The sequence below is a fragment of the Streptomyces oryzae genome, assembly GCF_017676365.1.
Lineage (GTDB): Bacteria > Actinomycetota > Actinomycetes > Streptomycetales > Streptomycetaceae > Streptomyces > Streptomyces oryzae.
In genome coordinates, this window is sequence record NZ_JADKMA010000069.1 from 22,821 (window position 1) to 32,687 (window position 9,867).

Genomic DNA, 9,867 nt, shown 5'->3' on the forward strand with positions numbered 1-9,867 from the left:
CAAAAGCGCGGGGCTGCCCCGGGTGAGGCGGGCCCCGTGCCGTGCTCAGGGCGAGGTGCGCGCCCTGACCGTTGTAGGTCAGCGGCGCCGGGCGGGATCCGGGCGGGGACGCCGGGCCGGAGCCGGGCTGCTCAGCCTCCGGCGGTGGCGAGCTTCGCCGCGAAGCCGAGGAACAGCGCACTCGCCCCGGCGGTCAGGCAGGCCGACAGCCGCTTGCGGCGGCTGAACTGCGCCGACAGATAGGTGGCCCCGAGGATCAGAACGGTGACGTAACAGACGCTGATCGACTGGTAGACCACCGCCAGCAGCGCGAAGGACAGCGCAGGGTACGGGTAGTCGGGATCCACGAACTGCACGAAGAACGAGATGAAGAACAGGATCGCCTTCGGGTTCAGCAAAGTGACCAGCACCGCCCGGCGGAAGGGCCGCTCGGCCGCGGCCGTCTCCGGCTGCGCCTCGTCGGTGGGCTCCTTGCGGTTGCGCCAGGTCTGCCATGCGCCGCGCAGCATCCCGACGGCGATCCACCCTAGGTAGCCGGCTCCGGCGTACTTCACCACGGCGAAGGCCACCGGGTTGGCCTGCAGCAGTGAGGCGACGCCGGCCGCGGCCAGCAGCATCAGGGCCATCTCGCCGAGGAAGACACCGGCCCCGGCGCGGTAGCCCGTCCGCACGCCGCGCCGCGCCGCCACCGACAGCGTGTACAGCGAACTCGGCCCCGGCAGCAGAATGATCAGCAGAGTCCCCAGTGCGTAGGTGGGCAGGTTCGCCACTCCCAGCATCGGTACCACTCCGCTCTCCGGCTGTCGCTTCGGCCGCCAGGCGCCGCTGATCGGGCAACAGTACGGTCCAAGGTGCCCGCGCGCCCGCCGAATTTCCCGGCGGACCTCCCGCCGGGCACGTATCCAGGCGCGGTGACGTGTCCTGCTCGTCTCCGATGGCCTGCACCACGCAACTCCCCTTACGTGAGCCCGGTCAGGGCCGCGATCAGCCGGTCGAGCTGTGCTGACGGATCGGGGGCGCCCGGCCAGCTCGTCATCAGGAGGTGGTGGGCGGTGCCGACCAGGGCGAGGGCGAGGGCTTCGGGGTCCGCGTGGGCGGCCACCCGCTCCAGGCGCTGCTCGGCGGCCAGATAGGCGGCGACGGACTCCTGAACTGCAGCGAAGCCCGGCGCTCCGGCGGCCATCGCGTCCCGGAAGCGCGCCGAGGCACCGGGGCGGGTGAGGGCGATGCCCGCCATGGTCGGGCCCGCCGAGGTGAGCAGCGCCTCGGTGACGGTGGCGAGGTTCGCGGCGACCGTCTCCTGCCCGGCACGCTGCGGCAGTTCGGCGGCGAGCGCTGCGGTCCGCGCGAAGCGGTCCAGGACGAGCTGGGCGACGAACTCGTCCAGCCCGCCTGCGAAGTGGGCGTGCAGCATCCCTTTGGCACAGCCCGCCTCGTCGGTGACGGCCCGGCTCGTCAGCGCGCCGGGTCCACCGCGGGCGACGACGCGTTCGGCGGCGGCGAAGAGACGTTCACGGATGTCGGGGACGGCAACCCCACGAGGGGACATCATTGACCTTTCGGACAGAACAGCGCGGCGGGTGGACAGTTTGGGCACGCGCCCATACATTCTTTGGGCACCCGCCCATACTAGGCCGGAGAACCGGCAGGGAAAGCCGAGGTCCGTCATGCAGCAGAACCCCAACGCCGAGCAGGAGCAGGCGTGGAACGGTTACGAGGGCGTCCACTGGGCCCGCAACCAGGACCGCTGGGACGCCGTGAACGAAGGGTTCAACCAGCCGCTCCTCGACGCCGCCGCCATCACACCCGGCGACACCGTGCTGGACATCGGCTGCGGCGCGGGCGCCACCACCCGGCTCGCCGCCCGCCGCGCCACCGACGGGCACGCAACCGGCGTCGACCTCTCCGACCCGCAGCTGGAGCGCGCCAGCGCCAGCGCCCAGGCGGAACGCCTGGACAATGTGACGTTCGAGCAGGGTGACGCCCAGGTGCACCCGCTGGCCGGGCGCGACTTCGACGTGGCGATCAGCCGCTTCGGGGTGATGTTCTTCGAGGACCCCGTGGCCGCGTTCCGCAATATCGCCGACGGCCTGCGCGCCGGCGGCAGGCTCGCCTTCATCTGCGCGGCGGACGCCGAGCGGAACGAATGGCTCCAGGCGCTCACCGAGCTGCGCTCGCACCTGCCGGTCGGCGGCTTCGGCGCAACGGGCGGGCCGGGCATGTTCTCCCTCGCCGACCCCGCGCGGGTGCGCGAGGTCCTGACCGCCGCCGGCTTCACGGACATCGACGTCCAGCACGCCGAGGCGTACGGGAGGTGGGGGCAGGGCGCCGAGGACGCGACCGACTTCCTCTTCGCCTCGGGCCCCGGCCGCCATCTGCTCGCGCAGGTGGATCCGGAGGCCGGCGCACGGGCCCGGCGCGAACTGACCGAGCTGCTGCGCACCCATGAGGACGCCGAGGGCACGGTCCGGCTGCGCAGCTCCGCATGGCTGGTCACCGCCGTGCACCCGTGACGGATGACGGCCCGGGGATGACACGTAGGAAATTTCCTACGTATAGTGCCGGCATGAACATCACGCACGCCAGGACCGTCACCGTGCCCGTCTCCGACCAGGACCGGGCCAAGGACTTCTACGTCTCCACGCTCGGCTTCGAGGTCATTGCCGACCAGCGGATGGGCCCGGTGCGCTGGCTCCAGGTCGCCCCGCACGGAGCCGCGACCGGCTTCACGCTGGCCTCCGCCGAGCAGGGTTTCACGCCGGGCAGCGCGCGCGGCATCATCCTGGAGACCTCCGCCCTCGATGCCGACTGCGCGGCACTCGTACAGGCCGGCGCCGCGGTCGAGGGCCCGACTCAGCTGCCCTGGGGCCGCCAGGCCATCCTCACGGACCCCGACGGCAACAGCTTCGTCCTCGCCGCCCCGGCCCCCGCGGCATCCCAGGTCTGAACGATGCCCACCACCGGGACCCAGGACGGGAAAGTCTTCGCCGCGCTCGCCAGCCCGGTGCGGCGCGAGGTGCTGGCGCTGCTGCGGGACACCGGCCCGCAGTCCGTCACCGCACTCGCCGCGCACTTCGCCATGGCACGCCCGAGCTTCTCGGAGCATCTGCGGGTGCTGCGAGAGGCCGGCCTGGTCAGCGAGACGAGATCGGGCCGGCAACGGCTCTACCGGCTGGAGGCAGCCGCCTTGTACGAGGTGCAGGAGTGGCTGAATCCGTTCGAGCGGTACTGGCGCGAGAAACTGAGCAACCTGCGCGACCTGCTCGACACGCTCGAGGACGATGAGCCGTGACCGACGACGAAACAGCTGACTGCACATCCGACGACCGCCCGAAGGCGGGCGTTCAAGACCCGAGTGCGGGTGACGATCCCACCACCGTCCGGGTCGACCAGTTCCTGGCGCACCCACCGGCCAAGGTCTGGCGAGCGCTGACCGAACCGGAGCTGATCGCGCAGTGGCTCATGCCCTGCGACTTCCGTCTGGAGATCGGCCACCGCTACACCATGCAGGCCAGGGCCATGCCCGCCACCGGTTTCTCCGGCACCGTCCAGGCCGAGGTGCTCGCCTTCGAGCCGGAGAGCATGCTTCGGGTCGGCTGGCGTGACGCCGACCCCGGCAGCGCGAGCGGCGCGGACTGGACCATCACCTGGACGTTGCGGCCCGAAGGCCGCGGCACCCGGCTCTTCCTCGTCCACGAGGGCTTCGACCCCGACAATCCGCTCCAGCAGCGTGCCCGCCACGTGATGGGCGGCGGCTGGGTCTCGGTGGCCGGACGCCGGCTGGACGAGGTCCTCCGCGGCATGCCGCCGAAGTGACCAGCACAGCTCCTGGTCGCAGAGCCCCCTCACGTATCGAACAACACCCGTACCGAACCACCGGAGCCCTCATGTCCGCTGTCGCAGACCACTACGCCCAGCTCGCCGACGCCTTCCTGGCCCGCGTCCGGGCAGCGCCCGCCGACCGGTGGGATGCCAAGAGCCCGTGCCGGGGCTGGGCAGCCCGCGATGTCGTCGCACACGTCGTCAATGGGCACCGCGGGATCCTCGCCGCGGTGCACGGCACTCCCCCGTCGCCCGCTCACGGGGTCGCCGTCTCACCCATGGGAGAGGCGCCTGCCGTGGATCCCGACGCCGATCTGGCGGCCGCGTTCCTCGCCTGCCGTACCGGCATGCTCGCGCTGCTCAATGACCCTGCGCTGGCAGCGCGGCCGCTGCCCGGCGGTCCGCTGGGGCCGGTCCCGGTGGAGCAGGCCGTCGAGGTGATCGGCGCCCTCGAACTGCTGGGCCACACCTGGGACCTGGCCCGCGCCACCGGGGGCGACGAAATACTCGACCAGGACGCCGTCACCCGCACCCACCAGGCGCTGCTCCCCCACCACGCGGCACTGCTGGCGACCGGCGCCTTCGACGAGAGCGTCCCGGCACCGGACGGCGCCGACGCGCAGACCGCGTTCCTGCGCTTCATCGGCCGCCGGCCGTGAATGCATTTTTGTACCTACTAGTATGTACGGCGTATTCGATCCTCGCGGGCCACCACCCCGCCGCACCAAGGAGAGCCGCCGCCATGCCCTTCGTCCGTATCGACGCACTGCGAGCCGGCCCGGACCGGCTCGACGCGCTCGGCCGTGCCGTGCACGACGCTCTGGTCGAGACGATCGGGATACCGCCCGACGACCGGTTCCAGGTCCTCGTCGGCCACGACGGCACCAACAGCACGCTCCGCTACGGCGATTACCTCGGTGTGCACCGCGACGACGGCATCGTCTACGTCGCGATCACCATGCGCTCCGGGCGGACTCCCGCACAGAAGCAGGCCCTGTACCGGCGGATCGCCGAACTCGGCGAGCAGTACGCGGCGACCGAGCCGCGCAACATGTTCATCACCGTGACCGAGAACCACTCGACCGACTGGTCACTCGGCAACGGCATCGCGCAGTACGTCTGAGACGGCAGTTCGCCGGGTGAGGCGGTTACGCATCAGCTCCCGGCTCCCGCGGAACGGGTGCCGACAGCGGGCAGGAGGCGTAGTTTCTCGTCGCTCTCCGAACCGGGCGTCGCCGTGTAGACGAGCAGCGTCTGAGCCTGGTCCGGGTCCAGCAGCACCTGGCAGTGCAGCTCGATCTCACCCAACTCGGGATGGAGGAACCGCTTCGGCTCCACCCGGGGCACCCCGACCTCGTGCACGCTCCACCACTCGGCGAACTCCTCACTGGCCTTCAGCAGCCGCTCCACCAGCGCTTCGGCCCGACTGCCCCTGCCCTGCCGGGAGTAGGCGGCACGCAGCTCGGCGGTGAAGAACCTGCTGTGCCGCGGGTGGTCCTCCTCCGGGTAGATCAGCCGGGTCGCCGGGTCGGTGAACCACCGGTGGAGCAGGCTGCGGTCCGCTCCGGTGTAGCGGGACTCGTCACCGACCAGGGCGACGGCGGGCGGCGTCTGCCACAGCGTCTCCGCCAGATCGTTGACCACCTGCGCCGGAGTGTCGTCGAGGCGGCCCAGAATCCGCATCAGTCCGGGCGTGATGTGCTCCGAACCCAGCCGCGGCGGCGCGTTGTGCCCGGCAATTCGGAACAGGTGGTCACGCTCGGCGAGCGACAGATGGAGGCCGCGGGCGATGGCCGCCAGCATCGGCGTGGACGGCTGTGGCCCGCGCTGCTGCTCCAGTCGGCTGTAGTAGTCGGTCGACATGCCACTGAGGGCCGCCGCCTCCTCGCGCCGCAGCCCCCTCGTCCGGCGGCGCGGCCCACGGGGCAGCCCCACGTCCTCGGGCTGCAGAGCCTCCCGGCGGGTGCGCAGGAAGTCCGCGAGTTGCGCTCTGTCCACGATCCGAAGCTCCCTGTTCCGCGTTCCGTCGCCGTACGGCGGTCTTACAGCAGCATGCCGCCCGACGCCTCGATGCGCTGCCCGGTGATCCAGGCACTGCCCTCGGCGAGCAGCGCTGCTGCGGCGGCGCCGATGTCGTCCGCCTCCCCGACCCTGCCCATCGCGGTGACCGAGCCGAGGCCCGCCCTGGCCTCCGCGCTGTCCCGGACGGCGCCCCCGCCGAAGTCGGTCGCGGTGGCGCCCGGCGCGAGGGCGTTGACGGAGATACCGCGCGGCCCCAGCTCCTTGGCGAGATAGCGGGTGAGCACCTCGACCGCGCCCTTGGCAGCAGCGTATGCGGAGGTCTCAGCGGCGATGAAACGGGTCAGGCCGGTGGAGACGTTGAGGATCCTGCCGCCGTCCCTGAGCAGCGGCAGCAGCGCCTGGGTGAGGAAGAAGACGCCCTTGACGTGGACGTTCATCAGCCCGTCGAAGTCGTCCTCGGTGGTGTCGACGAACCGCTTGTGGTTGCCGTGACCGGCGTTGTTGACGAGGACGTCGAAGTCCTCGCGGTCCCAGTGCGCCTTGAGGTGACCACGCACCGTGTCGGCGAACGCCGGGAAGGCCGCGGTGTCCGAGGCGTCCAGCTGCAGCGCGACAGCCGTCCGGCCCATGGCGCGGATCTGCTCGACGACGGCCTCGGCCTCCTCGGCGTGCGAGCGGTAGGTCAGCAGCAGGTCAGCTCCTGCCTCGGCGAGGTGCAGCGCCGTGCTGCGCCCGAGTCCGCGGTTGGCGCCGGTGATGAGGGCGATACGCGTCATGCCGTGTTCTCCGTCCGGTGTGGTGCGGTGCTGAAGCCTCAGCCCCGTTGAATACCTGCAGCTCAACGGTGCCGCCGCCGCAGAACGGGATGAAGGCAGCAGCTGTCCGGGGATCGCCGGTCCCCCTCTCAGGGCGGTCGGCTGGTTGGGTACGGCCGCGTCGGGTCGCGTGACGGGCCCGAGGTACGGTCGAGGATCAAAGCCGGCGGAAAACGAAGCGGAAAACGAAACAGTCTGCGAAGGTCGTGAACTTTTCCGGCCACCCCGTCATCGAACGCCGTGCACGGCCCGGCAGCGGGGGAGCAGACCGAGCAGGGGGTCGACAGCTGCAATGACAGAGCGAGGGGACAGTGCCTTCGGGGACATGCCGGGCGGCCACACGACGGCAGGCCGGTGCAACCGGAGAGCCGGCAGCGGCACCTGGCTGTTCCCGGCGCATGGACGGGCCCTGCGCCCGGCGAGGATTGCGGCGGGCGCCGCCACGGTGCTGGCGGCGGGCGCACTGCTGACGGGGTGCGGCGACATGGACGACGCCTCGAACCCCCGCCATGTCAAGGGCAACGCCGCTCCGGCGGGGCTCTCTCCGAACGGCAGCAAGAAGGGCGGCAACGGAGGCGAGGACAACAGCGCGGACAACGCGGGCAAGAAGGGGAAGGACAACGGCGCCTCGCAGTCCGGCGGTTCGTCCTCCTCCGGCGCCAACGGCTCTGCGGGCAGCGACGGGAACGGCGACAGCACCGGCGGTGGCTCGGACGGTGCGAGCTCCGGCTCCGACGGCGCGGGGGCGAACTGCACGACCGCCGACCTGAGCGCGTCCATCGGCCCCAACAGGCCAGGAGCCGGCCAGAACCACTTCGCACTCATCTTCACGAACAAGTCCGGCCGGCCGTGCACCGTGAAGGGCTTCCCCGGGTTCGCGTTCATCAACGCCTCCGGCAAGCAGGTATCGGTTCCCCCGCAGCGCGAGGGCGGCGGGGCGCAGGCGGTCGAGCTCGGGGCCGGTTCGAGCGCCTGGGCGCCGCTGTCGTACGCCAACCCGCAGGTGTCCGGTGCCCGGTCCGTCACCCCGGATGCTGCCCTGCTCACCCCGCCCGACCAGCAGGCGTCTCTCCGGGTCGACTGGTCCGGCGGCCCGGCACCGGCAGCGGGCGAGGGGTCGGTGCCCAAGATCGGCCCGCTCTCCCCGGGCACCGGCTGATGAGTACCGCACGCCTCGAAGCGCACGACGGGGAGCGGGGGCAGGGCGACCGCGTGGCCGGCCGCCCGCGGGGCCGACGGGACCGGCGGCTGGGGCCGGCCTGAGCCGAGCACAGAACCGGCCGGGCTGAGCGCCCGGCCGGTCCCTCGAACGAAGCGGCAGATCAGGAAGCGGCAGCTCAGTCGGCTGCGGGCGCCGGGCGCAGCACCACCGGCAGCGTCTGATGGCCGTTGCTGATCAGCGAAGGCACGGGACGCAACTCCTCGGCCGGGACCCCCAGTCGCGCGTCGGGGAACCGGGCGAAGAACTTCTCCAGCGCCGTCGTGCCCTCCAGGCGGGCGAGCGGAGCGCCGAGGCAGAAGTGGACACCGTGCCCGAAGGCAAGGTGCTCGGGGCCGGGCGCCGAACGGGTCACGTCGAAGGTGTCGGCGGTCTCACCGTGCCAGTCGGGGTGCCGGTTGGCCGCCGCGTACGAGGCGAGGATCGGCTCCCCCTTGGCGATGACCTGTCCGTCGGGCAGCGCGATGTCGCGTACCGCGAAGCGGAGCGGCAGGTGTTTGACGGCCGGTTCGAAGCGCAGTGTCTCCTCGACGACGTCGCCCCAGCCGGCCTTCCCCTCCCGCACCAGCGCCAGCTGCTCGGGGTGGGTCAGCAGTACGGTGATGGCCTGGTCGAGAAGGTTGACCGTGGTCTCGTAGCCCGCGCTGATCATCAGCAGCAGCGTGTCGCGGAGTTCGGCCTCGGAGAGCGTGGAGCCATCCCCCTCCTCGTCCCTGGTGTCGATGAGGAGCGAGGTCATGTCCTCGCCCGGCCGCTCCCGCTTCTCGGCTATGAGGTCGTCGAGCGTCGCGTACAGGCTGGCGGTGTTGGCGGCGGCCTCTTCGGGGCTGAGGGTCGTGGCGAAGACGTTGTCGACCAGCTCACGGAAGCCCTCGCGGCGCTCCTCCGGCACCCCCATGAGGTGACAGATGACCTGGATCGGCAGCGGATAGGCGAACAGCTCACGGACATCCGCCGCCTCCCCGGCCGGCGTGCGCTCCAGCACGTCCAGCAGGTCGTCGACGATGCGCTCGACACGCTCCCCCAGCGCGGCGATACGCCGGGCGCTGAAGGACGGGGCGACCATGCGGCGGAGTCTGCGGTGGTCGCTGCCGTAGGAGGTGAACATGTTCTCGACGGCGACCCACAGCGCCAGTGGCCAGGTGGGGACCGTCTCGGCGAACGCGGGCCAGTGCTGCCGTGCGTCCTTGGAGACGTCCGGACCGGTCAGCAACTTCTTGAGGAGGGCGGGGTCGCTGACCGACCAGGCGGTGACACCGAGGAGGTCGACCTTGGTCGCCGGGCCCCGCTCGCGCAGGGCCTTGTGTTCACCGTGCGGGTCACTGCCGGTGGGATCGAGAGTCAAAGGCTCGGAAACAGACACGGTGAGTCGCAATCTCCGTTCGGGGCGGGGAGTTGACGCGGGGACAACTGCCAACAGTATGAGCTGATCAAGCGTCCGTGTAGAGGGCAGAAGCCGCAAGATCATCTCACGCCGGGCGGAGAGCCCCGGTGGGGGCGCTGCCGAGTGAGCCGGGCGAGGCCGCGCGAACACCCCTGGCGTGCCCGGCGCGTGCTCCGGGCACGCCCCTTGCGCGTCCCGTCCCCGTACGTCCCCGCACACCGCCGCCGCGCCGCCCGCAAGAGCGGACGGCGCGGCGTGCGCCCCAACAACCGGAAGAGTGCCGGTTCCTGTGCCGGGGCCGTTGGGGTCGGCGGGGCTGCGGTCAGCTGCCGCCGAGGTTGACGACACCGCCCAGCACCCTGGTCAGGAGCTTCTCGGCCACCTTGAGGGCCGCCTGTTCGCGCGGGGTGAGGTCATGGGGCTTCGGGGCTGAGGCGGCAGCAGCGGGGGCTGCGGCGAGGACAGTTGTCGCCAGCAGTGCTGCCAGCGTCAGTGCGGATCGACGGAACATGGCACGCTCCTTGGGATGTCGCGGACAGTGCGCGACAAAGCGTCCGAGATGCGCCACCAGGAGCGCGAACGGCCGGTCCGGTGCTGCTGCGAAC

At 71.4% G+C, this 9,867-nt stretch carries 13 protein-coding genes; 7 read left to right on the top strand and 6 right to left on the bottom strand.

The annotated features are described in order from the left end of the window. Positions 1 to 131: 131 nt before the first annotated feature. A complete protein-coding gene (gene leuE / locus ITI46_RS15580; protein ID WP_209240142.1) occupies positions 132 to 779 on the bottom strand; it encodes a leucine efflux protein LeuE in 648 nt (215 codons plus the stop codon). Between the two features lie 179 nt (positions 780 to 958). Then, positions 959 to 1,549 carry a TetR family transcriptional regulator gene (locus tag ITI46_RS15585; protein ID WP_209240157.1) on the bottom strand — a complete coding sequence of 197 codons (591 nt, stop codon included), beginning with the start codon at positions 1,547 to 1,549 and terminating at the stop codon, positions 959 to 961. 118 nt (positions 1,550 to 1,667) lie between these two features. Between ITI46_RS15585 and ITI46_RS15590 the strand changes: the two genes are divergently transcribed. The 6 genes from ITI46_RS15590 to ITI46_RS15615 all read left to right on the top strand — a co-directional run bounded on the left by ITI46_RS15590 (position 1,668) and on the right by ITI46_RS15615 (position 4,945). Then, positions 1,668 to 2,513: a class I SAM-dependent methyltransferase gene (locus tag ITI46_RS15590; protein ID WP_209240143.1), complete on the top strand. Its 846-nt coding sequence runs from the start codon at positions 1,668 to 1,670 to the stop codon at positions 2,511 to 2,513. A gap of 53 nt (positions 2,514 to 2,566) precedes the next feature. Then, complete coding sequence (locus tag ITI46_RS15595) at positions 2,567 to 2,947, top strand: VOC family protein (protein ID WP_209240144.1); 381 nt, start codon at positions 2,567 to 2,569, stop codon at positions 2,945 to 2,947. Positions 2,948 to 2,950: 3 nt separating this feature from the next. Continuing rightward, positions 2,951 to 3,292, top strand: a complete 342-nt coding sequence (locus ITI46_RS15600; protein WP_209240145.1) for an ArsR/SmtB family transcription factor — start codon at positions 2,951 to 2,953, stop codon at positions 3,290 to 3,292. Further along, entirely contained in the window at positions 3,289 to 3,816 is a 528-nt protein-coding gene (locus ITI46_RS15605; RefSeq protein ID WP_209240146.1) for an SRPBCC family protein, read from the top strand. The genes ITI46_RS15600 and ITI46_RS15605 overlap by 4 nt, the downstream gene beginning before the upstream one ends. 71 nt (positions 3,817 to 3,887) lie before the next feature. After that, the gene (locus ITI46_RS15610; RefSeq protein ID WP_209240147.1) at positions 3,888 to 4,481 is read left to right on the top strand and encodes a maleylpyruvate isomerase family mycothiol-dependent enzyme; all 594 of its coding nucleotides are present in this window, start codon (positions 3,888 to 3,890) and stop codon (positions 4,479 to 4,481) included. Positions 4,482 to 4,564: 83 nt separating this feature from the next. After that, the gene (locus ITI46_RS15615; RefSeq protein ID WP_209240148.1) at positions 4,565 to 4,945 is read left to right on the top strand and encodes a tautomerase family protein; all 381 of its coding nucleotides are present in this window, start codon (positions 4,565 to 4,567) and stop codon (positions 4,943 to 4,945) included. Positions 4,946 to 4,977: 32 nt separating this feature from the next. Here ITI46_RS15615 and ITI46_RS15620 read toward each other — a convergent pair whose 3' ends face one another. After that, a complete protein-coding gene (locus ITI46_RS15620; protein WP_209240149.1) occupies positions 4,978 to 5,820 on the bottom strand; it encodes a helix-turn-helix transcriptional regulator in 843 nt (280 codons plus the stop codon). A gap of 44 nt (positions 5,821 to 5,864) precedes the next feature. Then, positions 5,865 to 6,620 (bottom strand): SDR family NAD(P)-dependent oxidoreductase, encoded by a 756-nt coding sequence (locus ITI46_RS15625; RefSeq protein WP_209240150.1) that lies wholly within the window; start codon positions 6,618 to 6,620, stop codon positions 5,865 to 5,867. 331 nt (positions 6,621 to 6,951) lie between these two features. Between ITI46_RS15625 and ITI46_RS15630 the strand changes: the two genes are divergently transcribed. After that, complete coding sequence (locus ITI46_RS15630; RefSeq protein ID WP_209240151.1) at positions 6,952 to 7,818, top strand: DUF4232 domain-containing protein; 867 nt, start codon at positions 6,952 to 6,954, stop codon at positions 7,816 to 7,818. A gap of 178 nt (positions 7,819 to 7,996) precedes the next feature. Here the strand turns inward: ITI46_RS15630 and ITI46_RS15635 are convergent, their stop codons facing one another. Further along, positions 7,997 to 9,241: a cytochrome P450 family protein gene (locus ITI46_RS15635; RefSeq protein ID WP_209240152.1), complete on the bottom strand. Its 1,245-nt coding sequence runs from the start codon at positions 9,239 to 9,241 to the stop codon at positions 7,997 to 7,999. Positions 9,242 to 9,584: 343 nt separating this feature from the next. Further along, positions 9,585 to 9,773 carry a hypothetical protein gene (locus ITI46_RS15640; RefSeq protein WP_209240153.1) on the bottom strand — a complete coding sequence of 63 codons (189 nt, stop codon included), beginning with the start codon at positions 9,771 to 9,773 and terminating at the stop codon, positions 9,585 to 9,587. Between the last annotated feature and the right edge of the window lie 94 nt (positions 9,774 to 9,867).

What these genes read in the sequence shown, in the direction of transcription:
- leuE (WP_209240142.1), bottom strand. Translation starts at nt 779, where the DNA reads ATGCTGGGAGTGGCGAACCTGCCCACCTACGCACTGGGGACTCTGCTG.
- ITI46_RS15585 (WP_209240157.1), bottom strand. Translation starts at nt 1,549, where the DNA reads ATGTCCCCTCGTGGGGTTGCCGTCCCCGACATCCGTGAACGTCTCTTC.
- ITI46_RS15590 (WP_209240143.1), top strand. Translation starts at nt 1,668, where the DNA reads ATGCAGCAGAACCCCAACGCCGAGCAGGAGCAGGCGTGGAACGGTTAC.
- ITI46_RS15595 (WP_209240144.1), top strand. Translation starts at nt 2,567, where the DNA reads ATGAACATCACGCACGCCAGGACCGTCACCGTGCCCGTCTCCGACCAG.
- ITI46_RS15600 (WP_209240145.1), top strand. Translation starts at nt 2,951, where the DNA reads ATGCCCACCACCGGGACCCAGGACGGGAAAGTCTTCGCCGCGCTCGCC.
- ITI46_RS15610 (WP_209240147.1), top strand. Translation starts at nt 3,888, where the DNA reads ATGTCCGCTGTCGCAGACCACTACGCCCAGCTCGCCGACGCCTTCCTG.
- ITI46_RS15615 (WP_209240148.1), top strand. Translation starts at nt 4,565, where the DNA reads ATGCCCTTCGTCCGTATCGACGCACTGCGAGCCGGCCCGGACCGGCTC.
- ITI46_RS15625 (WP_209240150.1), bottom strand. Translation starts at nt 6,620, where the DNA reads ATGACGCGTATCGCCCTCATCACCGGCGCCAACCGCGGACTCGGGCGC.
- ITI46_RS15630 (WP_209240151.1), top strand. Translation starts at nt 6,952, where the DNA reads ATGACAGAGCGAGGGGACAGTGCCTTCGGGGACATGCCGGGCGGCCAC.
- ITI46_RS15640 (WP_209240153.1), bottom strand. Translation starts at nt 9,773, where the DNA reads ATGTTCCGTCGATCCGCACTGACGCTGGCAGCACTGCTGGCGACAACT.